The sequence below is a fragment of the Oerskovia sp. Root918 genome, from assembly GCF_001428945.1.
GTDB classification, from domain to species: Bacteria; Actinomycetota; Actinomycetes; order Actinomycetales; family Cellulomonadaceae; genus Oerskovia; species Oerskovia enterophila.
Genome location: NZ_LMJG01000013.1, coordinates 202,885 through 225,162, shown reverse-complemented (window position 1 = coordinate 225,162; position 22,278 = coordinate 202,885). Strand labels below are relative to the sequence as shown.

The 22,278-nt window shown below is 71.2% G+C and carries 23 protein-coding genes; 6 read left to right on the top strand and 17 right to left on the bottom strand.

Annotated features, from left to right (window positions below; genetic code table 11):
• The first annotated feature begins 90 nt into the window (after positions 1–90).
• On the top strand, positions 91–945 hold the full coding sequence (ppk2, locus tag ASE27_RS12175; protein ID WP_056650501.1) for a polyphosphate kinase 2: 855 nt from the start codon (positions 91–93) through the stop codon (positions 943–945).
• Between the two features lie 10 nt (positions 946–955).
• On the opposite strand, the gene ASE27_RS12170 is transcribed toward ppk2, so the two are convergent.
• Positions 956–2,656, bottom strand: a complete 1,701-nt coding sequence (locus tag ASE27_RS12170) for an ABC-F family ATP-binding cassette domain-containing protein (protein ID WP_056650498.1) — start codon at positions 2,654–2,656, stop codon at positions 956–958.
• Positions 2,657–2,801: 145 nt separating this feature from the next.
• Between ASE27_RS12170 and ASE27_RS12165 the strand changes: the two genes are divergently transcribed.
• Entirely contained in the window at positions 2,802–3,218 is a 417-nt protein-coding gene (locus tag ASE27_RS12165; protein ID WP_082608876.1) for a DUF3054 domain-containing protein, read from the top strand.
• Between the two features lie 332 nt (positions 3,219–3,550).
• Here ASE27_RS12165 and rdgB read toward each other — a convergent pair whose 3' ends face one another.
• The 7 genes from rdgB to clpS form a co-directional block, all read right to left on the bottom strand.
• Complete coding sequence (rdgB, locus tag ASE27_RS12160; RefSeq protein ID WP_056651398.1) at positions 3,551–4,216, bottom strand: RdgB/HAM1 family non-canonical purine NTP pyrophosphatase; 666 nt, start codon at positions 4,214–4,216, stop codon at positions 3,551–3,553.
• A 14-nt stretch (positions 4,217–4,230) separates the two neighbouring features.
• Positions 4,231–4,989, bottom strand: a complete 759-nt coding sequence (rph, locus tag ASE27_RS12155; RefSeq protein ID WP_056650494.1) for a ribonuclease PH — start codon at positions 4,987–4,989, stop codon at positions 4,231–4,233.
• A 19-nt stretch (positions 4,990–5,008) separates the two neighbouring features.
• On the bottom strand, positions 5,009–5,884 hold the full coding sequence (locus ASE27_RS12150) for an MBL fold metallo-hydrolase (protein ID WP_056650492.1): 876 nt from the start codon (positions 5,882–5,884) through the stop codon (positions 5,009–5,011).
• Positions 5,884–6,687, bottom strand: a complete 804-nt coding sequence (gene murI / locus ASE27_RS12145; RefSeq protein ID WP_056650490.1) for a glutamate racemase — start codon at positions 6,685–6,687, stop codon at positions 5,884–5,886. Before murI ends, ASE27_RS12150 begins: the two co-directional genes overlap by 1 nt.
• 168 nt (positions 6,688–6,855) lie before the next feature.
• Positions 6,856–7,011 carry a hypothetical protein gene (locus ASE27_RS20640; RefSeq protein WP_168210118.1) on the bottom strand — a complete coding sequence of 52 codons (156 nt, stop codon included), beginning with the start codon at positions 7,009–7,011 and terminating at the stop codon, positions 6,856–6,858.
• A 135-nt stretch (positions 7,012–7,146) separates the two neighbouring features.
• Positions 7,147–7,806, bottom strand: coding sequence for a DUF2017 family protein (locus tag ASE27_RS12140; protein WP_056650488.1), 660 nt, complete (start codon positions 7,804–7,806; stop codon positions 7,147–7,149).
• Positions 7,806–8,069, bottom strand: coding sequence for an ATP-dependent Clp protease adapter ClpS (gene clpS, locus ASE27_RS12135; RefSeq protein WP_056651395.1), 264 nt, complete (start codon positions 8,067–8,069; stop codon positions 7,806–7,808). The genes ASE27_RS12140 and clpS overlap by 1 nt, the downstream gene beginning before the upstream one ends.
• A 200-nt stretch (positions 8,070–8,269) precedes the next feature.
• Here clpS and ASE27_RS12130 point away from each other — a divergent pair, with 200 nt between their 5' ends.
• Positions 8,270–9,661: a nicotinate phosphoribosyltransferase gene (locus tag ASE27_RS12130; protein ID WP_056650485.1), complete on the top strand. Its 1,392-nt coding sequence runs from the start codon at positions 8,270–8,272 to the stop codon at positions 9,659–9,661.
• A 72-nt stretch (positions 9,662–9,733) separates the two neighbouring features.
• Here the strand turns inward: ASE27_RS12130 and ASE27_RS12125 are convergent, their stop codons facing one another.
• The 9 genes from ASE27_RS12125 to ASE27_RS12085 form a co-directional block, all read right to left on the bottom strand.
• The gene (locus ASE27_RS12125) at positions 9,734–11,518 is read right to left on the bottom strand and encodes a DEAD/DEAH box helicase (RefSeq protein WP_056651390.1); all 1,785 of its coding nucleotides are present in this window, start codon (positions 11,516–11,518) and stop codon (positions 9,734–9,736) included.
• Positions 11,519–11,580: 62 nt separating this feature from the next.
• Positions 11,581–11,931 (bottom strand): DUF3039 domain-containing protein, encoded by a 351-nt coding sequence (locus ASE27_RS12120; protein WP_056650482.1) that lies wholly within the window; start codon positions 11,929–11,931, stop codon positions 11,581–11,583.
• 114 nt (positions 11,932–12,045) lie between these two features.
• A complete protein-coding gene (nagB, locus tag ASE27_RS12115) occupies positions 12,046–12,828 on the bottom strand; it encodes a glucosamine-6-phosphate deaminase (protein ID WP_056650479.1) in 783 nt (260 codons plus the stop codon).
• A complete protein-coding gene (locus tag ASE27_RS12110; RefSeq protein WP_056650476.1) occupies positions 12,828–13,799 on the bottom strand; it encodes an ROK family protein in 972 nt (323 codons plus the stop codon). Before ASE27_RS12110 ends, nagB begins: the two co-directional genes overlap by 1 nt.
• Positions 13,800–13,809: 10 nt before the next feature.
• Entirely contained in the window at positions 13,810–14,739 is a 930-nt protein-coding gene (locus tag ASE27_RS12105) for a carbohydrate ABC transporter permease (protein WP_056650473.1), read from the bottom strand.
• Complete coding sequence (locus ASE27_RS12100; protein WP_056650470.1) at positions 14,736–15,689, bottom strand: carbohydrate ABC transporter permease; 954 nt, start codon at positions 15,687–15,689, stop codon at positions 14,736–14,738. The genes ASE27_RS12105 and ASE27_RS12100 overlap by 4 nt, the downstream gene beginning before the upstream one ends.
• Positions 15,690–15,847: 158 nt before the next feature.
• Positions 15,848–17,140, bottom strand: coding sequence for an extracellular solute-binding protein (locus ASE27_RS12095; RefSeq protein WP_082608873.1), 1,293 nt, complete (start codon positions 17,138–17,140; stop codon positions 15,848–15,850).
• Positions 17,141–17,270: 130 nt separating this feature from the next.
• Positions 17,271–18,431, bottom strand: a complete 1,161-nt coding sequence (locus tag ASE27_RS12090; RefSeq protein WP_056650467.1) for an ROK family transcriptional regulator — start codon at positions 18,429–18,431, stop codon at positions 17,271–17,273.
• A gap of 22 nt (positions 18,432–18,453) precedes the next feature.
• A complete protein-coding gene (locus ASE27_RS12085; protein WP_056650465.1) occupies positions 18,454–19,551 on the bottom strand; it encodes a PfkB family carbohydrate kinase in 1,098 nt (365 codons plus the stop codon).
• A gap of 76 nt (positions 19,552–19,627) precedes the next feature.
• On the opposite strand from ASE27_RS12085, the gene ASE27_RS12080 reads away from it, so the two are divergent.
• The 3 genes from ASE27_RS12080 (at position 19,628) to ASE27_RS12070 (ending at position 22,228) form a co-directional block, all read left to right on the top strand.
• Positions 19,628–20,674 carry an LLM class flavin-dependent oxidoreductase gene (locus tag ASE27_RS12080; protein ID WP_056650462.1) on the top strand — a complete coding sequence of 349 codons (1,047 nt, stop codon included), beginning with the start codon at positions 19,628–19,630 and terminating at the stop codon, positions 20,672–20,674.
• 212 nt (positions 20,675–20,886) lie between these two features.
• The gene (locus tag ASE27_RS12075; protein ID WP_056650459.1) at positions 20,887–21,858 is read left to right on the top strand and encodes a DUF4349 domain-containing protein; all 972 of its coding nucleotides are present in this window, start codon (positions 20,887–20,889) and stop codon (positions 21,856–21,858) included.
• Positions 21,851–22,228, top strand: coding sequence for a hypothetical protein (locus tag ASE27_RS12070; protein ID WP_157257580.1), 378 nt, complete (start codon positions 21,851–21,853; stop codon positions 22,226–22,228). Before ASE27_RS12075 ends, ASE27_RS12070 begins: the two co-directional genes overlap by 8 nt.
• The last annotated feature ends 50 nt before the right edge of the window (positions 22,229–22,278 follow it).

Here is a 22,278-nt window from a genome sequence, read left to right as displayed (position 1 = left end):
GCGAGACGTCCTGATCTTCACCCGCTCGGCCCGGACCGCTCGTCTCGCGCGCCTGCCGGAGCGGCCCCCTGGCGGCGGTAGCGTGTCGCCATGTCGAAGACGTCGAAGAAGAAGTCGAAGAAGGACAAGGCCCCGTCCCTGTCCCGTGAGGTCTACGAGGCCGAGCTGTTCCGGCTCCAGGCAGAGCTCGTCAAGCTCCAGCAGTGGACGCAGGCCACGGGCGCTCGGGTCGTGGTGATCTTCGAGGGTCGTGACGCCGCGGGCAAGGGCGGCACGATCAAGCGCATCACGCAGTACCTCAGCCCCCGCGTCGCCCGCATCGCGGCACTGCCCACGCCCACCGAGCGCGAGCGCTCCGAGTGGTACTACCAGCGCTACATCGCCCACCTGCCGGCGGCGGGCGAGATCGTGCTGTTCGACCGCTCCTGGTACAACAGGGCAGGCGTCGAGAAGGTCATGGGCTTCTGCACCCCCCAGGAGTACCAGCGCTTCATGCGCCAGACCCCGGTCTTCGAGGAGATGCTCATCGACGACGGGATCCTGCTGCGCAAGTACTGGTTCTCGGTCTCGGACGCCGAGCAGCTCAAGCGTTTCCGCTCACGTCTGTCCGACCCGGTGCGTCAGTGGAAGCTGAGCCCCATGGACCTCGAGTCGATCCACCGCTGGGAGGACTACTCGCGCGCCAAGGACGAGATGATGGTGCACACCGACGTCCCCGAGAGCCCGTGGTTCGTCGTCGAGTCGGACTCCAAGAAGAACGCCCGGCTCAACATGATCGCCCACCTGCTCTCGACCATCCCGTACGTCGACGTGCCGCACGACAAGGTCGTGCTGCCCGACCGCCCCCAGGCGTCGAGCAGCTACGTGCGCCCGCCGCGCGAGCTGGCGAACTACGTCCCGGACCACGTGGCCCAGCTCCTGGGCGACCCCGAGAACGGGTTCTGAGCGGCGCGCTCTAGAGCTCGAGCGTGGGCCAGTCCGCGAAGTCCTCGCGCATCCTGCGGTCGTGCGTCGCGACGACCACGGCCGCAGGCGTGACGCGCAGCGCCTGGGTGAGCTCGTCGACCAGGTCGATCGAGAGGTGGTTGGTCGGCTCGTCGAGCAGCAGGACGTGCGGCACCGCGAGCAGCGCGCGGGCCAGGTCGAAGCGCCGACGCTGCCCCGCGGACAGCTCGCGCAGCGGGCGGTCCAGGTCTTCCTCGGTCAGCAGCCCGAGGAACGCGACGGGCACCAGGTGGTCCGGGTCGAGCGTCCCGGCCGAGAGCAGGTCGAGCGCCTCCTGCGCGTACTCCTCGAAGCCCGTGCGCTCCTCGGCGCCCGGCGGGAGCACGGGGCCCTCCTGCGCGACGATCCCGACCCGCACCCCCTCAGCGACGGACCGCGTGCCGCGGTCGAGCCGGACCGTTCCCGCGAGCGCCGCGAGCAGGGTCGACTTGCCCGACCCGTTCGGCCCGGTGATCAGCAGCCGTCCCGACGGCGGGATCGCGATGCGCGTCCCGGGCAGATCGAGCCGGGCACCGGCGGGTGCTGCAGCGGTAGCCGGGACGTCGTCGCCGTCGGGACGGCCGCCGGGCTCGCTCTGACGCTCGCGCGGCCCCGCGTCCACGCGCGGGCTGCGCACCTCGAGCAGCGACAGGTCGGGGGCCCACCCGGGCGACATGGCCAGCAGGTCGGGGAAGCGCAGCTCGAGCGGGGGCACGGGCACCTCGACGGCCTCGGCCTCGAGCTTCTGCACGAGCCGGTCCGCGGCCTTGACGTGGATGCGCGCGTGCGTCGCACGACGGTGCTTCTGGCTCCCCTTGGCGGGTCGCCACTCGTCGGAGAGCCCCTCGTACGACGCGTCGAGGCGCTCGGCGAGCTTCTCGGCACGCTTGCGCTCGGCCCGGTAGCGCTGACGCCACCGGTGCAGGGCCTGGTTCTTGGCGAAGCGGTAGGCGAGGTAGCCCGGCTGCCCGTACAGGACGGGCTTGCCGTCCATCGCGGGATCGAGGTCGAGGATCTCGGTCGCGACGTCGTCGAGCAGCTGGCGGTCGTGCGTGACCATGACGATCCCGCCGCCCCACGCCACGATCTCGCCCGTGAGGAAGTCGATGCCGCTCGTGTCGAGGTGGTTGGTCGGCTCGTCGAGCAGGAGCAGGTCGCTGCGCTCGGCCAGGCGGCACGCGAGGCGCACGCGGTAGCGCTCGCCGACCGAGAGCGTCAGGAGCTCGCGGTGCGGGTCGCGGCACGCGCCCAGCCGGGACAGCGCGACCTCGACGCGACGGTCGGCGTCCCACACGGCCAGGTGCTCGGCGCGGGCCAGGACGTCCGAGAGCTCGGCGAGGCTGCCGTGCTCGTGGTCGAAGTCGCGCGTCACGGCGTCGAGCTCCGCTCCCACGGCGCGCACGGTCGCGAGGCTGTCGCGGACCAGGTCGCCCACGGTCTGACCGGGCAGCGGGACGAGCTCCTGCTCGACGACGGCGAGCGAGCCCTGGCGGCGCACGTCACCTCCGCCGGGCGGCAGCGTCCCGGCCAGGACGCCCAGGAGCGTCGACTTCCCGCTGCCGTTCTCACCGACCACGCCGAGGCGCGTGCCGGGGGCGACGCGCAGGGAGACGCCCGAGAGGACGGGGCGTCCGGGGTAGGAGAAGGAGAGGTCGTCGACAGCCAGGTGCACGGGTCAACCCTAGAGGGAGCCGACGGGCGAGCGCGCACTTGCCTCCAGCCTGGCCTTCGTCCCGGCCGTGGACGTGGCCCGCGCAACAGCGGGCAGGGCGCCGCGGGGAGCCAGGAGAGGGTGGTGCTCCGGTAGCGTCGTGGCCATGACCTCGACGCCTGCCACCGCCCCGAACCCGACCCGCCCGACCGTCCGGACGGGCGTCGTCGCCCTGGCCGTCGTGCTCGACGTCGTCGCGGTCCTCGCGTTCGCGGCGGGAGGCCGGGCGACGCACTCCGCGGACAGCCCGCTGACCGCGGTCCTGTCGATCGCCTGGCCGTTCCTCGTGGGCCTCGCCGCGGGCTGGGTCCTGCTGCGCGCGTGGCGCCGGCCGATCGCGGCCTGGCCGACGGGCCTCGTGCTGTGGGTCACGACGTGGGTCGTAGGGATGGCGCTGCGCTGGGCCACGGGCGAAGGGCTGGCGACCGCGTTCCTCGTGGTGTCGGCAGCGTTCCTGCTCGCGACGCTCGTGGGCTGGCGGCTCGTCGCGCTCCTGGTGGTCACGCTGCGCGGGCGCCGGTAGGGCGGTACGTCTCGCGACTTGGGGCCCCCTGCGCGGGCGAAGGTAGCCCGTCTCGTGACCGAGCACCGCTCGATGCCCTGCACCCCCTGGTGCCGAGAACGAGGTGGAGATCGTTCTGCCCGGTCTGGCGGCCGCAACATCGTGGTCGAGCGCACGGAACGTCGTTCTCGACGTGCGGCTCGACGTCCGAGCGAGCGCGACCCGGAGGTCGCGCTCGCTCGGACGCTCGTCGCCGATCCGACCGGTGGCCCGGCGACCGGGCACCCCGGCGACCGGAGCACCCCGGCGACCGGGGCACCCCGGCGACCAGGCAGGCCGTCGCCACGCGCAGCTCAGGCGAGCGGCTGGACCTGGACCTCGTCGACGGCCGTCCCCGTGAGCACCGCGACGACCTGCGGCGCGAGAGCGCGGAACGCCTTGCCGCGGTGGCTGATCGCGTTCTTCTCCGCGGCCGACAGCTCGGCGGCCGAGCGGGTCTCGCCGTCGGGGAGCAGGATCGGGTCGTAGCCGAACCCGCCCTCGCCACGCGGGGCGGTCAGGAGCGTGCCACGCATCTCACCGGTGCGCACCCACTCTCCCCCACCCGGCGTCACGAGCGCGGCAGCACACACGAAGCCCGCAGCCCGGTGCCCGGCGGGAACGTCACCGAGCTGTGCGAGCAGCAGGTCGAGGTTCGCCTGGTCGTCGCCGTGACGACCGGACCAGCGTGCCGAGAAGATCCCCGGCGCCCCGCCCAGGACGTCGACCGCGAGCCCCGAGTCGTCCGCCACGGCGGGCAGGCCGGTCGCCGCAGCCAGCGCTCGAGCCTTGATGAGCGCGTTCTCCGCGAACGTCACGCCGTCCTCGACGGGTTCCGGCGCTCCGACCTCGCGCGCCGAGACCACGGCCTCGGGCGGCAGGTCCAGGCCCGGCTGGGCCGCGAGGATGGCCCGCAGCTCGGCGAGCTTGCCCACGTTGTGGGTCGCGAGCACGAGCCGTGCGCCGGCCGGGACGCTCACGCCGGACGCAGCGCTCACCGCGACGCCTCGTCGAGCGCGAGCTGCTGGATGATCGCGAGCTCGGACGTGCCGTGGAGGGCGAGGTCCAGCAGGACGTCGAGCTCGGTGCGGTTGAACGGCGCGTGCTCGGCCGTGCCCTGCACCTCGACGAAGTCGCCCGAGCCCGTGACCACCACGTTCATGTCGGTGTCCGCGCGCACGTCCTCGACGTAGGGCAGGTCCAGCATGGGCGTGCCGTCGATGATGCCGACGCTCACGGCCGACACCGAGTCCGTGAGGACCTTCTTGCCGCCCTTGATCGCGCCGTGCTTCTTGCCCCAGGTCACGGCGTCCGCGAGCGCGACGTACGCGCCCGTGATGGCCGCGGTGCGCGTGCCGCCGTCGGCCTGCAGGACGTCGCAGTCGAGCACGATCGTGTTCTCGCCGAGCGCCGAGACGTCGATCACGGCACGCAGCGAACGGCCGATGAGGCGCGAGATCTCGTGCGTGCGCCCGCCGATGCGGCCCTTGACGGACTCGCGGTCGCTGCGGGTGCTGGTCGCGCGCGGCAGCATCGAGTACTCGGCCGTGACCCAGCCCTGACCCGAGCCCTTGCGCCAGCGCGGCACGCCCTCGGTGAACGAGGCCGCGCACAGCACGCGCGTGCGGCCGAACTCGACGAGCACGCTGCCCTCGGCGGCGTCGAGCCAGTTCCGGGTGATCGTGACGGGACGGAGCTCGTCGGGCGCGCGGCCGTCCGCGCGGACGGTCTGGGAGGTGGAGGCTGAAGTCATGGAGCCAGCCTATCCGGGCTCAGAGCGTGAAGACCCGGCCCGTCGCGGCGAGGTCGACCGGACCCGCGTAGACCGCGGTGGCCTCGTCGCGCGCGGCCCGCTTGTCGTTCCACGCGGGCAGGTGGGTGAGGACCAGGCGCTTGACGCCCGCCGCGGTGGCGACCTCGCCCGCCCGCCGTCCCGTGAGGTGGATGCCGCGGTCGACCGCGTCGTCGCGCCCCTCGTGGAACGCGGCCTCTGCCAGGAGCAGGTCGGCGCCACGGGCCAGCTCGACCACGCCGTCGCAGACGTCGGTGTCGCCCGTGTACGCGAGCGTGACCCGCTCCCCCGGGGCCAGGCTCGAGGGCCCGGTCACGCGCACGCCGTAGGCCTCGACCGGGTGGAACACGCGGAACGGCTCGATCTCGAGCGGGCCGACACTGACGACCTGCCCCGGGACCCACGCCCGGAAGTCGAACTGGGACTCGAGGGACTCCCCCGCCTCCAGGCCGTAGGTCGCCCCGATCCGCTCGGCCGTGTTCGAGGGGCCCCACACGGGCAGCGTGCCCGCCGTGGCCTGGTCGGCGGACCCACCAGGGGCGACGGGGGCCACGTCCGCTCCCGTGCCCGAGGCGGCCGCCGCCGTGAGCCGGTCCGGGTGGTACTTGAGGTACACGTACAGCCCGCAGACGTCCACGAAGTGGTCGGGGTGCAGGTGGGACAGGCCGATCGCGTCGAGCCGGCGCGGGTCGAGGATCCCCTGGAGCGCACCGAGCGCGCCGTTGCCCATGTCCAGCAGGAGGTTCCACTCCCGCCCGTCCGGCGAGTCCGCGGCGGGCACCTGGACCAGGTAGGAGGACGCAGGAGAGTCGGGGCCGGCGAACGAGCCGGAGCAGCCGACGACGACCAGCCGCATCAGACGGCCTCCACGAGCGAGACCTCGGGCCCGAGGAACCGACGCGCGAGCTGGTCGAAGGGCTCGGCGCTCCCGGTCGCGCGGAAGCGGTGCCGCGGCGCACCTGCCTCGCGCGAGCGCTCGAGGCCGTGCGCCACGAGCGTGCGGTAGACGTCCTTCGCGGTCTCCTCGGCGCTCGAGACGAGCGTGACCTCGTCGCCCATGACGTACGAGATGGCGCCCGCGAGCAGCGGGTAGTGCGTGCAGCCGAGCACCAGGGTGTCGACCCCGGCGGCGCGCACCGGTGCGAGGTACTCGTGCGCGATCTCCAGGACCTCGGGGCCCGAGGTCACCCCGGCCTCGACGAGGCGGACGAACTCCGGGCAGGCCTGCGACGTGAGCCGCAGCCCCGGGGCCACGGCGAACGCGTCGTCGTAGGCGCGCGACTCGATGGTCCCCCGCGTCCCGATCACGCCGATGTTCCCCGTGCGGGTCGCCGCCACCGCGCGGCGCGCCGCGGGCAGGATGACCTCGATCACGGGCATCCCGTAGCGCGCCGTGTACCGCTCGCGCGCGTCGCGCAGCACCGCGGACGACGCCGTGTTGCACGCGATGACGAGCATCTTGACGCCCTCGTCGACCAGCTGGTCCATGATCGAGAGCGCCATGGCTCGCACCGCGGCGAGCGGCTTGGGCCCGTACGGGCTGTTCGCCGTGTCCCCGATGTACAGCAGCGACTCGTTCGGCAGCTGGTCGAGGATCGAGCGGGCGACGGTGAGTCCCCCGACTCCCGAGTCGAAGATGCCGATGGGTGCGTCGTTCACGGGGTCGAGCCTAGTGCCGCCCACCCCGGTTGGACGTCTCCGGCGCCCCGGCACCCCTGTGTCGACCGACACAAGGGGCGCCGGGCACGACGAAGGGCGCCGCACGTACGTGCGGCGCCCTCCGGCCCTGGCCCCGGGTCTGCCTGTCAGGACGGCGACCCGGGCTGCCTAGACCTTCGCCTTGCCCCGTCCGATCAGCCCCACGACGAGGCTGACGACGAGCACGATGATGCCGAGCCAGATCAGGAACTTCGCTGCTTCGACGGCCACACCGAACACGAGCAGCACGACTCCGACGAGCAGGATGATGAGCCACGTAGGCATGTTGTCCCTCTTTCTCTCGGCCGGGACGCGGACGTCCCGGTTCAACAAGGACAATCCTGACACCACTTCACCCTCTGCGCATCTTGACAGAAATGTGGCGAGTGACCTACAAGCATGCTAGGTCGTTTGCGCGACTCAGCGGGGCGAGCGGCGGACCTCGGCGAGCATCAGGTCCACGAGCGACTCCTGGAGCCAGCCCGACATGAGGAACACGCTCGCGAGGAACCGCCTGGCGGCGTCGGGAGCGCCCTCGTCCTCCTCGACGTCAGCGGCCTCGCGTGCGAGCACCTCGTCGTGCAGGTCCTCCACCTGGTCGTCGGTGCGCAGCTCGAGGCGCTCCGCCAGGACGACCCGGACGTCGGTGAGGGCCCCCGCGACGCGACGTGCGTCGTCGGGCCGGACGACGAGCGGCGTGAGCGCCTCCGCGTCCTGCGGGTCCCCCGCGAGCAGGAGGTCCGCGAGCAGCAGCAGCCGCTGCGACTTCTCGGCCGCCAGGTCGCCCTGGGTGAACCGGCGGAACTCGGCCGAGACCCCCGCGTCCTCGGGAGCGGCGTCAGGGAGCAGACGGCGGACCGCAGGGTCCGTGGGCGCGCGCACCTCCTCGGGAGGCGCGGAGAGCGGAGCGACGCCCTCGATGGTCGCGGCCTCCAAGGGCGGCGCGACCTCCTCGCTCCCGGGGCCCACCTGCTCCTGCAACAGCTCGACGACGTCACCCACGACGTGCGCGAGGACGAGCCGCTCGGCGGCGCTCAGCTCCGCGACGTAGCCGCGGCGCGCCCGACGGAACGGGCGCACTACTCCCCGCTCCGCTGCATCGTGGCCCACAGCCCGAACTCGTGCATCGCCTGCACGTCCACCTCGACCTTCTCCCGCCCACCGGACGAGACCACCGCCCGGCCCTCGTGGTGCACCTGGAGCATGAGCGTCTTGGCCTTCTGCTGGCTGTACCCGAAGTAGCTCTCGAAGACGTAGCTGACGTAGCTCATGAGATTCACCGGGTCGTTCCACACGAGGGTCACCCAGGTGTCGGCGAGGGAGAGCCCCTCCCGCGTGTCGATCTCCTCGTCGAGGCGAGGCCCCGCTGTCGCCGTTCCAGTCACGACCCCACTCTATGCGGTGCCCCACCACCCGCCGCGCGCCGTCCATGCGCAGGTGGGAGCCCTGAACGCGGGTGCAGGGCGCCCCGGCCGGCTCGTGCGTGCGCCCGCTCGTGCGGGCACGCACGCCCCCCGAGCCGCTTCTGCCCTAGGTTGGGCACATGAGTCCCGCAGACCGCCCGGGCACCGGCGCCCCGGCCGCTCACCGTGCCCCGTTCGCCCCCTCCGCCCAGACCTCGCTGCTGACGGACCGCTACGAGCTCACGATGCTCCAGGCCGCGCTCGCCGACGGCACCGCCGAGAGGCACTGCCTCTTCGAGGTCTTCACGCGACGCCTGCCCGCTGGACGCCGCTACGGCGTGCTCGCCGGGACCGGTCGCGTCCTCGAGTCGCTCGCGACGTTCCGGTTCACCGACCTCGAGCTCGACTGGCTCCGAGAGGCGGGCGTGGTCGACGACCGCACGCTCGACTACCTCGCGGGCTACCGGTTCACGGGCTCGATCACCGGGTACGCCGAGGGCGACGTGTTCTTCCCCCAGTCCCCCGTCATGGTCGTCGAGGGCACGTTCGCCGAGGCCGTCCTGCTCGAGACGCTCGTGCTCTCGATCCTCAACTACGACTCCGCGGTCGCCTCGGCCGCCTCGCGCATGACGAGCGCCGCCGTCGAGCGCCCCTGCCTCGAGATGGGCTCGCGGCGGGCGAACGAGCACGCAGCCGTCGCGGCGGCGCGCGCCGCGGCCGTCGCCGGCTTCGCGGGGACGTCCAACCTCGAGGCCGGGCGCCGGTACGGGATCGAGACGATCGGCACCGCCGCGCACGCGTTCACGCTCCTGCACGACGACGAGCCCTCGGCCTTCGCGGCCCAGGTCGCCTCCCTGGGGGCGGGGACCACGCTCCTCGTCGACACCTACGACGTGCGCCAAGGCGTCAAGAACGCGATCGCCGCGGCAGGGACCGGGCTCGGGGCCGTCCGCCTCGACTCCGGGGACCTCGGCATCCAGGCCGTCGAGGTCCGCAAGCAGCTCGACGGGCTGGGCGCCCAGAACACCCGGATCACCGTGACCTCCGACCTCGACGAGTACGCGATCGCCGCGCTCGCGGCGGCGCCCGTCGACGCCTACGGCGTGGGCACCTCGCTCGTGACGGGCTCGGGCGCCCCGACGTGCGGCATGGTCTACAAGCTCGTGTCCCGCGCCGACGCCGACGGGATCCTGCAGCCCGTCGCGAAGGCATCGACCGCCAAGACAAGCACGGGTGGTCGCAAGTCCGCGGCCCGCCAGTTCGGCGACGACGGGCGGGCCGTCGCCGAGGTCCTCGTCACCGGGCCCGACGACGTCGTCGCGGCCTGGGAGGCCGACGCCGACGAGGACCTGCGTCCCCTGCACGTCCCGCTCGTCGTCGACGGCGCGGTCGACTCCCGCTGGATCGGCGCGTACGGCGTGCACAACGCGGCGAGGCGCCACGCCGAGGCACGCGCGGAGCTTCCTCGCGGCGCCCGGCGCCTGTCCGCGGGCGACCCTGCGCTGCCGACCGTGGTGCGCCGCCTCGACTGACGCGAGAGGGCCCGCACGCTCACCGAGCGTGCGGGCCCTCTGCGGTCGCGGAGCGCGCCGCGACGACGACCGCTACTTCTTGCCCACGAACCAGCCGCGGAGCACGGCCACGCGCGCGTCGAGCTGAGCGACCGTCGCGAGCGGGACCTCCGGCCCACCGCACCGGCGGCGCAGCTCGGTGTGGACCGTGCCGTGCGGCTGCCCGCTCCGGCGCGCCCACGCGCCGACGAGCTGGGACAGCTCCTTGCGCAGCTCGGCGGCCCGCCGGTGCTCGAGCTCGCTGCGCTCGGCCTCCGAGCTCTTGGCCTTCTTGGTCCGGGCGGTCATCTGGTCGGCCTGGCGCTGACGCAGCAGGCTCGTCACCTGGTCCGCGTCCAGCAGACCGGGCAGCCCCAGGAAGTCCTGCTCCTCGTCCGACCCGACGTCGGCCTCGGTCCCGAACTCTCCCCCGTCGAACAGCACGCGGTCGAACGAGGCCTGCGCCTCGAGCGCCTGGAACGAGCCCTGCATGCCGTCCGCGAGGTCGTCGGACGCCTTGTCCTCCCGGTTCGCGGCTGCCATGAGCGCGTCCTCGGGGTTGTACATGTCCCCCTGCTCCTCGGCCGTGAGCGGGCGGTCGAGCGCATGGTCGCGCTCGAGCTCGAGGCCGTTCGCGAGCGCCAGCAGGTGCGGCACGCTCGGAAGGAAGACCGACGCGGTCTCACCGCGGCGTCGGGCACGCACGAACCGCCCCACCGCCTGGGCGAAGAACAACGGCGTCGCGGTCGACGTCGCGTACACGCCCACGGCGAGGCGGGGGACATCGACTCCCTCGGAGACCATGCGGACCGCCACCATCCACCGGGCGTCGCCGTCGGAGAACTCGTCGATCCGCCCGCTCGCGCCCTCGTCGTCGGACAGCACGACCGTGGGCGACTTCCCCGTGATCCGAGCCAGGTGCCCTGCGTAGGCACGCGCGTCGGTCTGGTCGGTCGCGATGACCAGGCCGCCCGCGTCGGGGATCGCCCGACGGACCTCGGTCAGACGCTTGTCCGCGGCGGCCAGGACCGACGGGATCCACTCACCCTCCGGGTCCAGCGCGGTCCGCCACGCCTGGCCCGTCATGTCCTTGGTCAGCGCCTCGCCCAGGCGCGCGCTGACCTCGTCACCGGACTTGGTCCGCCACCGCATCTGCCCCGAGTAGGACAGGAAGATCACCGGGCGCACGACGTGGTCGCGCAGCGCGTCGCCGTAGCCGTAGGTGTAGTCCGCCGAGGAGCGCCGGATCCCGTCGGCCCCTCGTTCGTACGTCACGAACGGGATGGCCGCGGTGTCCGAGCGGAACGGCGTACCGGTCAGCGCCAGGCGCCTGGTCGCGGGTTCGAAAGCGTCCCGGACCGCCTCTCCCCAGGACAGCGCGTCGCCGCCGTGGTGGACCTCGTCCAGGATGACCAGGGTCCGCTCGGCCTCGGTGCGCGCCGTGTGGAGCGCCGGCTTGGCCGCCACCTGGGCGTACGTCAGAGCGACCCCGTCGTAGCCCGCGCCATGGCGGCCCTGGCTGTTGCGGAAGTTCGGGTCGATCCGGATCCCGACGCGCGCGGCCGCGTCGGCCCACTGGTGCTTGAGGTGCTCGGTGGGCGCGACGACCGTCACGCGCCGGACGACACCCTGCTCGAGGAGCTCGGTCGCGACGCGCAGCGCGAACGTCGTCTTGCCGGCGCCAGGGGTAGCGACCGCGAGGAAGTCACGCGGGGCGCGTGCACGATAGGTCTCGAGCGCCTCTGCCTGCCATGCGCGCAGCTTGGAGGCGGTGCCCCACGGGGCACGGCGGGGGAACGCGGGCGACAGGTGCGAGGCAGCAGCCGACGAGGCCCCCAGCGGGGCCGAGGGGGGAAGGTTCGAGGACGGGCGAGCGGACGAGTTCGAGAGAGGCTGTCCACTCACTTGCCGGAATCACCCTCGCCGTCCTGCGGGGCGCGAAGGCCGTCGTAGATCTCCTTGCACGTGGGGCAGACCGGGAACTTCTTGGGGTCGCGGCCCGGGACCCAGACCTTGCCGCACAGGGCGATCACGGGCTTGCCGGACAGCGCCGACTGCATGATCTTCTCCTTGCGCACGTAGTGCGCAAAACGCTCGTGATCCCCCGGCTCGACCTCGGCCGTGGTCTCCGTGCGCTCGAGGACGCTCGTCGACGTCCCGCCGTTCGGGTCGCTGTCCGGAACGAGCGGCTCCGGTCCGGCCGGGCTGCCTGCGGCGGGTCCGCTGGTGGGGGTGGTCAGGGGTTCGATCATGGTCTCGAGTCTACGTCGGGGAAGAAGAGACCCGCCGACCCGGGTCAGGGGCGTGACCAGGGTCGGCGGGTTGTCCTGCGGCCTCCCCGGAGGGGTGGCCTGGGAGAGCTGGGGTCAGAGGCCCTGCCACTCCGGCTTCGAGAGGAACGTCTGGCGGTAGTAGTCGCCGAGCTGCAGGCGCGAGGCCGCGGCGTCGTCCACGAGGACGGTCGCGTGCGGGTGCATCTGCATGATCGTCGCGGGCCACATCGCGGACACCGGGCCCTCGACGAGCTGGTGGACCGCCTCAGCCTTGCCCTTGCCCGAGGCGAGGAGCACGAGGTGCTTGGCCGACATGATGGTCGCCAACCCCTGCGTGAGGCAGTGCTGCGGCACCTGTGCGAGGTCGTCGCCGAAGAAGCGCGCGTTGTCCTCACGCGTCTGGGCCGTCAGCGTCTTGATACGCGTGCGCGAGGCGAGCGACGAGCCCGGCTCGTTGAACGCGATGTGCCCGTCGGTGCCGATCCCGAGGATCTGCAGGTCCACGCCCCCTGCGTCGACGATCTTGCGCTCGTAGTCGGCGCACGCGGCGACCAGGTCCTCGGCGTTGCCGTCAGGCCCCTGCACCGCACCGGGAGCGAAGTCGACGCGCGAGGCGATCTCCTTCTCGATCACGTTGCGGTAGCGCTCCGGGTGGTCCTCCGCGATCCCGACGTACTCGTCGAGCATGAAGGCCTTGGCCTGCGCGAACGAGAGCCCTTCCTCGGTGTGGCGCCGGACCAGCTCGTCGTACACCTTCAACGGGCTCGAGCCGGTCGCCAGGCCCACGACTGCGGTCGGGGTCGCGCGGACCAGCTTGTCGATCGCGTCTGCGGCGAGCACCGCGAGCTGATCGGCGGGGGCAATGACAACTTCCATCAGGACACCTTCCTACGGCCGGCGATGGCTGCTCCCACCGCGGCAACGGGCACATCACTCGGAGCCAGAGAGACACGCTTCTCGAGCTCCAGGGAGGACAAGAACGGCGACGTGCTCGACTGCGCGACGAGCGCGCTGCGCACCACGTCGAGGAGAGGCTGGCCGAGACCGGTGACCCCTCCCCCGAGGACGACGTGCTGCACGTCGACCGTCAGCTCGAGGATGCGGACCGCACTCGCCACCGCGGCGGCGAACTCGTCCCTGATCCTCAGCGCTTCCGAGTCTCCGGCCGCTGCCGCCTCGAAGAGCTCCGCGGGGGCCGGGCGACCGAACCTCGAGGGCCACCGCGCGCTGAGCGCGGTCCCCGAAGCATAGGTCTCGACACAGCCTCGTTGGCCGCACGCGCACAGCGGACCCTCGGGATTGATGGGGATGTGTCCGATCTCACCAGCAGCCCCGCTCACGCCTCGTCGGAGCTCGCCACCCAGGACGATGCCTGCCGCGAGCCCCGTCCCGAGCGCGAGGAACGCCAGGTCCTGACCGTCCGGGCCCATGGCGTGCGAGGCGCCGAGCGCCGCCACGTTCAGGTCGTTGTCCACGTCCACCGGGATCCCGCCGAAGAGGGCCGAGAGCTCGTGGGCGAGCCCGAACGGCTCTCCCTCGATCCCGAGGTTCACCGCGTGCATCACCGATCCGCTCTCCGGGTCGACCAGCCCGGGCACGCCCAGGCCGAGGCCCGCGAGCGCGGCGGGCGCGAGGCCCGCCGCGTCCGTCAGGGACCTGACGGCCTGGGCTGCGCTCGAGACCACGCCCTGCGGGCCGCGGACGGTCGGCAGCTTGACCGACCCCTCGATCGCTCCGTCCGGTCCGAGCAGGACGCCGAGGACCTTGGTCCCACCGACGTCCAGCCCGACCGAATGGCCGCCCGGTAGTGCGGCTGCCTCGCCGAGCGACGAGGTAGCCGTGCTCACCTCACTCACGTCAGCCCTTCACCGCACCTGAGACGAGACCGCCGGTCATCCGCCCCTGGACGATGAGGAAGAAGATGACGACCGGGATAGCGATCAGCACCGAGCCGGCCATCAGGCCACCCCAGTTGGTGGCCTGCGTGGCCTGCTGGAACGTGCGCAGCCACAGCGGCAGGGTCATGGACTCCGGTCGCGTCATGATGATCAACGCCATCACGAACTCGTTCCAGGCCTGGATGAACGCGAAGACTCCCGTCGCCACGAGGCCCGGCGCCAGCAAGGGGAACGTGATCCGCCAGAAGGCCTTGGCGCGCGAGCAGCCGTCGATCATGGCCGCCTCCTCGAGCTCGGCCGGCACCCCGGCGACGAACCCGCGCAGCGTCCAGATGGTGAAGGGAAGAACACCCGACAGGTAGACGATGCCCAGGCCGATGATCGAGTTGAGCAGCTGCCACCCGTCGATGATCCGGAAGATCGAGATCATCATGGCCTCGCCCGGGATCATCTGGACCGCGAGGATCGCGATGATGAAGGCCTTGCGGCCCTTGAAGTTGAACCGGGTCACGGCGAGCGAGGCCAGGAAGGCCAGGACCATGGACACGATCAGGACGAAGAACGTGACCATGACCGAGTTGCCCAGGGCGGGCAGGAACGGTGCGCGCTCCTGGTCGAAGATCGCGTTCTTGTAGTTGTCGATCGTGAACGAGGACCCGGGGAAGAACGTCAGGTCCGTGCTGCGGATCATGTTCGTCGGCAGGAAGGACGAGTTGATCATCCAGTAGACCGGGAAGGCCGAGGCCGCGAAGACGATCACGGCGATCACGCTGTAGACGACGTTCGAGACCTTCTTGCGCTGTCCCTCACGGGTCTTGCGCGGGCCGCTCCCCGAGGATCGAGGTGCCGTCGTGGCGGTCCCTGCGACGGTCGGGTTGAGGGTGCTCACAGCTCTTCCTCCTTGACGGTCTGACGCACGTAGTAGTACGAGATCCCCATCATGATGAACACCAGGATCACCGCGATCGCGCTTGCGGTTCCGTAGTGCCCCTGGGCCATGCCCATCTGGTAGATGTACACGCCGATGGTGTTGGTCTTCTCGGCGATACCGCCGATGCCCTGGAGAACGAAGATCTGGGTGAAGACGCGCAGGTCCCAGATGATCGACAGGATGATGAGGACGACGATGATGCTCCGCACGTAGGGCACCATGATCAGGCGGAAGCGCTGGGCCGGGGTCGCCCCGTCGAGCGAGGCGGCCTCGAGGACCTCACCGGGAACCTGGGTCAGACCGGCGTACATGGTGAACGCCACGAAGGGCACGCTCTGCCAGACGATGATCAGGGCAGCCACGATGTAGAACATCAAGGGGTTGATGAGCCACGAGTGGCCCATCCAGTTGTCTCCGGTGATCTTCGTCAGCACGTTGTTGACCACCCCGTACTGGGTGTCGAAGATCCAGCCCCACACGATCACGGCCGCGAGGGCGGGCATGGCCCAAGCCAGCAGCAGGCCGATCGAGACGAGCAGACGGAAGAACTTGTTGAGGCGCATCATCAGCAGCGCGAGCAGGATGCCGATGGCCATCGTCAGGAACACGCAGACCACCATGAAGGCGAAGCTGCGGGCGAGGACGGTCCAGAAGACCGGATCGGTGAGCGTGTCGGTGTAGTTCTGGAAGCCCACCCATTCGGCAGGGACTCCCATGAGCTGGGCTCGCTCGTACTTCTGGAACGACATGATGAAGAGGTTGACCAACGGGTAACCGACCATGATGGCCAGGACCAGGAGGCTAGGGGCCAGCAAGAGCCAGGGCAGCTTGGATGACCGCTTCTTCGGGGGCTTGAGAGTGTCCTTCAGCTCGACCGCTGGGGACGACTCGAGGGTGGATGAGCTCATTTTCTCACTCCGTCGAGGGCTTGCACGGTTCGAGCAGGACCGTGCGGAGGCAGGTGGTGCGAGGGGGTCCAGTCATGCCGAGGGGTGGGAGCTCCGCGGAACTCCCACCCCTGCGGCATCTGGTCGATGGCCCTCCCGCACGGGAGGGCCATCCGGGATCAGCTGTTGAGCGTCGACTCGATCTGCTCGTCGAGCTTCGTGGCGATCGCCTGGACGTCGCCACCCTGAGCGAGCTGCACGAATGCGTCCTGGAGGTAGCGCTTGGCCTCGACGTCGGCCCACTTCGGGGAAGCCGGGGTCAGCTTGGCAGCAGCTGCGGCAGCGGCGCCCGCCTGCGTGATCTCGTCGTCCGGCAGGAACTTGGCCTGCGAGACCTTGGCCGGGATCAGACCGTTGGTGGCCATGATCTCCTGGTAGCCGTCGCTCAGCATGATCTCGAGCGCGCTCAGCGCGAGCTCCTGGTTCTGGGACTTGGTCGCGATGGCGATGTTCGAGCCACCGGCCATGACCTGAGCGGCCGTGCCGGCCTCCTTGCCCGGCAGGGCGAAGGCGTGCAGGTCGGAGCCATAGGTCGTGGCGCAACCCGGCGCCTCGGCCGTCTCCTCAGCCTTGATGGACCACTGGACCCACGTGGGCGCGGAGAGGAAGCCGATGTTGCCCTCGCAGAAGGGGATCTGCTGGTCGGTCTCCTGACCGTCCTTCGGAGCCTTCGAGGCCGTCAGCATGACGTCCTGGATCTGCTCGAGGCCCTTGATGCCACCCTCGGAGGAGAAGCCGGCCTCCCACTTGTCGCCCTTCTTCTCGGCGATGAAGCCACCGTTCTCCCAGATGTACGGGAGACCGTTGTACCAGTCCTGGCCAGGCCAGTAGATGCCCGAGCGCGTGTCGGTCGTGAGGGCCTTGCCCTGCGCCACGTAGTCGTCGAGCGTCTCGGGGGCGACGAAGCCGTCGCCGACGATCTGCTGCGAGTAGAAGACTGCACGTGCACCGGAGTAGTACGGGGCTGCGTAGAACTTCTCGTCGTACGTGCCGGCCTCGACGAAGCCGGGGAGCAGGTCGTCGCCGCCGAGCGCCTCGTACTTGTCCGTCAGGTCGGTGAAGAAGCCGGCCGAGGTGAAGGCGGCGGCCTGGGTGTTGCCGACCTCGACGACGTCGGGGCTGTCGGAGCTGGCGAGCGAGGTCGTGAGCTTGTCGACCAGACCCGTCCAGGACTGCTCCTCGATGGTGAGGGTAGAACCGGGGTTCTCCTTCTCGAAGGTCGTCTTGAGGTACTCGCGAGCGTCCGCGGGCGTGTCGGTGCCGACGAGCCAGACGCGGATGTCGCCCGTCTTCGCGGCGTCGCCCGAAGCGCCGTCGCCGGAGCCGGAGTCGCCGGAGCCACAAGCGGTCAGCGCGAGCGCCAGGGTGATCGTCGAAGCCACCGTGGTGGCAACGAGGCGGTTCCTCTTCACTGGGGTACTTCCTCTCGGTAATTCGAAGTGGCGGCGTCGATGACACCACCTGAGGTGATACGGGAGGTACTGCGGTACTGCTACTGGGATTACTGCAGGACCGGGTCAGCCCGACGGCTGTGAGACGAGCTCACGAGACGCCCAGCTGGCCGGACAGGATGAGGACGGCTGCCCCGGCGAGGACGACGTCCTCGTCGAGCGAAGCCATCCGGAGCTCGAGACCGGCGTTGATCGCCGGCATGGTCCGAGCGTTGATGGTGTCGATCGCCGCATCACGGAGAGGACCGTCGAGCAGGTCCGCGGGACCGCTGATGAGGATCTCGCCGAGGTTGAGCGCTGAGACAACAGGAGCGAGGGCGATGCCCAGGAGCCTGCCGACCGACGCCAGGACGGCATCGGAAGCTTCTTTGTCGAGCCCCTCGACGGCACGGCGGAGCGCCGGCACGGAGAGGATGGTCTCGAGGCAGCCCGTGCGCCCGCAGGCACAGGGCAGTCCGTCGTCGACGACGGTGACGTGCCCCAGCTCGCCGGCCGCGTCGACCGCGCCGCGAACCCTGGACCCGTCGAGCATGATGCCGGCCCCGACACCCTCACCGACCGTGAGGACCATGAGCCCGGTGCCGTCCGCGCCGCCGAAGGTGAACTCGCCGAGCGCGGCGATGTTCGCGTCGTTCGCGACGTGGACGGGAAGAGCGAGACTCTCGGCGAGCTGCTCGGCGAGCGGCACGTCGTACCAGCGACGGTTCGGAGCCTCGATGACGCGCCCGGCGGTGTCGACCACTCCAGGCGAACCGATGCCCACGCCGAGGACAGGGCGCGTCGCGACGGCGATGAGCCCGCGACAGAAGCGTGTGAGGAGGTCCACCAGCTCGGTGCCGGCACGGCCCTCGATCGCGAGGCTCTGGCGGACCACGAAGTCGCCCGTGAGCGACATGACCGCGCCGCGCATGAGCGCGTCGTCCGTCAGGTCGACCGAGACGATCTGGTACGCGCTCGTCCGCATCCCGATGAGGATCGCGGGCTTGCCCACGCGCTGTCCCGGGCGGATGCCGAGCTCCTCGACCAGCCCCTCGGCGATGAGCACCGAGACCAGGTCGGAGATGGTCACCCTCGTCAGCGAGGTGGCGCGAGCCAGGTCCGCACGCGAGGTGGGCCCCTCGTGGAACAGGTGCTGGAGGACCAACGACCGGTTGTGCGCACGAGCGTGCTCGGGGAGCACCTTGGAGGTGGGTCGGAGGCCTGTGCTCAGACCCCTCCGTGCTGCTGCACTTCTCGTGACTGCCGTTGTCATGTTTGTTAGTAGACCTCCTTTACTAAGCGCGTGTCAACCCGTTCAGCGCGTCGTGTCCAAACCGTTGTACTTCGTTCACACTCCCGCGATATGCGGCACGAGCCTGAGGCTCTACGCCACCCCGCGGGCACCCGCCGCCAGGTCGCGCGCCTCGGGCATGCGGTGCGTCGTCGCTGGTCAGCGGTCTGACGCGCCGCTCTGGTGGATCCATCCCCTGGCGCCCGGAAAGGTCACGGAACGCGAGGCGACCACGGCCGCTTCCTCGAGCGCGCGCTCCCACGGCCCCCCCGCGGGCGACTCCGGCGGCGAACGCACCGTGCAGCACGTCACCCGCCCCCAGGGTGTCGACGACCTCGTGGACCACCGGGACAGGGACGGTCGACCTGGCGCCCTTGTCGAGCAGCTCGAGCGGCGCCGCCCCGCGCGAGCGCGCGACGAACGACGGGCCGAGCTCTGCGACCGCGTCGAGCACGCGGCCGACGGGCACGTCCGGGACACGGAAGTCCTCCGAGAGCACGACCGCGTCGCACAGCGGAAGGAGATCGGCCGTCCCGTCCTTCCACGACCCGCCGTCGAGGACGACGGCATACCCAGCGGCTCGCGCTCGAAGCGCCACTGCCGAGGCGAGCGCCGGGTGGTGCCCGTCGAGGAGCAGGACGTCCCGCTCCAGGGACGAGACCCTCCCCTCGTCGCGGCCCTTCGGCCGGGGTCCGAACACACGGTCGAGCAGCGACCCGTCCGGCAGCGCGACCGGCCGGTTCGCCGCGTTCGTGCTCACCACGGCCCGCTCTCCGGTCCCCGCGGTCACGAGCACCGTGGACACGGCCGGGCCGCTCGCTCCGCCCGGCGGGACGGCACCCTCCGCACGGTCGACGGGTTCTACCAGCTCGACCCCCGCGGCAGCGACCTCTGCCCTCACGACGTCCGCGAGCACACCCGAACCCACAGCGGTCACCAGCCGGACGGGGACGCCGAGCACCGCGGCCGTCGCTGCCGCGTTGGCTGCCGGACCTCCGAAGGTCGCGTTCTGCGAGAGCGCCACGACCTTCGCGTTCGGCCCCGGGAGCGCGCGGACCACCTGGGTCAGGTCGAGGGTCACGAGACCGCAGCAGATGAGCACGCCCCCATCCTTCCCCATCACTCCGGGAGCAGGACGCCCCGGGGAATAAGGCGCCGCTCCATGCGTTTGCATACACATGCGACTTGGCTTCTACACCTTCGGCGACAACGCCCCCGACCCGACCACCGGCGAGCAGATGCCGGTCTCCCAGCGCTTGCGCGACGTCCTCGAGCGGATCCGCGTCGCCGACGAGGTCGGCCTCGACTATGCCGGCATCGGCGAGCACCACCGCTCGGACTACGCGATCTCGTCCCCCGCGACCATGATCTCCGCGGCCCTGGCACAGACCGAGCAGATCACGGTGGGGAGCGCCGTGACCGTCCTCTCGACCGAGGACCCCGTGCGCGTCTACCAGCAGTTCGCGACCATGGACCAGTTCTCGGGCGGCCGCGTCGAGCTCCTCGCCGGGCGTGGCTCGTTCATCGAGTCCTATCCCCTCTACGGCGCAGACCTCGACGACTACGACGCCCTCTACGACGAGAAGATCGTCCTCCTGCGCCTGATCGACGAGGGCAACCCCGTCACGTGGTCGGGCCGCTTCCGGCCTGCGCTCGACGAGGCCGTGATCCTCCCCCGGCCGTTCGACAAGCCTGGTCGCGGCGAGCACCTCGACATCGCGATCGCCACGGGTGGCAACCCGCAGTCCTCCGTGCGCGCGGGCGTGCTCGGCCTCCCGATCAACTACGCGATCATCGGCGGCAAGCCCGCCCAGTTCGCACCGCTCGTCGACCTCTACCGGCGGGCCGCCGCGCAGTCGGGCCACGACGCGGCCTCGCTCGAGGTCTCGGTGTCGACCATGGGCTTCGTCGCCGACGACGGCAAGCAGGCCAGGGACTTCTTCTACCCGTACTACCTGCAGAACATGAAGAAGATCTCGGCCGAGCGCGGCTTCCCGATGCCCAACCGGATCTCCTACGACGCCACCGCAGCACGCGGAGGTGCCTACTTCATCGGTTCGCCCGAGGAGATCGCCGACCGCATCATCGAGCTGCACGGTGCCCTCGGGCACGACCGTCAGATCTTCCAGATGGACCTCTCCGGAGTTCCGCAGAAGGAGTCGCTGCGGGCGATCGAGCTCCTCGGGACCGAGGTCGCCCCCCGCGTGCGGGCCGCGCTCGGCTAGGTCGACCGGACCGCTCCGCGCAGCCGCCGTCCGATACCGGATCCTCTCGGATGGGAGCGTTCCCGCAGGTCCGGGGGGTCAGCCGACCTCCCGGACCCGGCACGGCCCGACACGCGAGGCCCGGTGACGGTGCGGTGACGACCAGTTCACAACACGGTCACGATCTGCCCGAACCCCCACCCTCCGGGCGAACCCACGCCTAGGGTCGTCGCATGCGCACCTCCTCTCGCACGTCGGGCGTCCTCGGGACCGCTCTCCTGGCCGTCCTGCTGCTCGCCGGCTGCACCGGATCGGGAGGCGACGAGTCCCGCTCCGCTTCCGCGGGCGCCGACAGCGCGGCTGACGTCGCACCGGAGGCGCCCGCCGAGGCAGCCGGTATCCAGCTCGACGGCGCCGTCGAAGGTGATCTCCGTGAGGTCATCACCACCGGCAGCCTGACCGTGGTCACCGACGAGCCACGCGCGGCCGTGCAGGCGATCGCCGAGCTCGTCGAGTCGTCAGGCGGCCGGGTCGAGAGCCGGTCCGAGCACTCGGCGCAGGCCGGCTCCGACGCCTCCGGACAGATCACGGTCCGCGTTCCCGCAGCCCAGGTCACCGCCACCGTCGACGCGCTGGACGGCGTGGGCGAGGTACAGGACGTCTCCCTCGATGCCGAGGACGTCACGGCGACGGCCATCGACCTCGACGCGCGGGTCCAGGCCCTCGGGACGTCCGTCGCGCGACTCGAGGCCCTCATGGGGCAGGCGGCGACCACGGCCGACCTCCTGGCCGCGGAGAAGGAGCTCACCGCGCGCCAGGCCGAGCTCGAGAGCCTCCAGTCGCAGCGCGCCTCGCTCACCGACCGGGTGGACATGTCGACCCTCCACATCCAGGTCGTCGCCGAGGCCCCTGCCGCGACGATCCGGCCCGCCGGGTTCCTGGGAGGTCTGGACCGCGGCTGGAGCGCCCTCCTGAAGACGATCGACGGGCTCGTGGTCGTCCTCGGGGTCCTGCTCCCCTGGATCGCCGTCGCGGCCCTCGTCGCGCTCGTGGTGAGAGTCGTCGTCCGACGCACGCGACGCCGTCGGGCAGGGGGGAGCCCCACCGACACCGGACGCGCGCCCCTCTCCGGCCCTGACGTGGGGCCGGGCGCCCCTCCCCACGAGACCAAGCCGCTCGTCGAGGCCGGTGACCGCCGTGGATGAGGCGTCGAAGCCCGGGCAGGGAACCGCCCGGCTCGAGACGTACCGGCGCCGGATCGGACGCCTGCGCGACGCCGACGGCCCGGTCGGGCACCTCGTCACCCGGGTCTGCACGCACTGGGAGACCGTGGGTCCCCACTCGTTCCCGACGTACGTCAATCCCGAGGAACGCCTCCAGTGGAGGGTCCACTTCGACGACCCGGCACGCCCGGACACCTTCAGCGACGACCAGGACCGCTGCGTGGACCTCCTGCGCGGGCACGAGACCGACGCCTGGGAGGCCGGACTCCTCGAGCTCGACGAGCAGACGCTGCGCATCGAGTGGCTCGACGGCTCGGACGCTGACGCCGCCTGGGCGGCCAACAGCTGGTAGCGCACGCACCACGGACACGACGAAGGGGCCGCCCGACGGGCGGCCCCTTC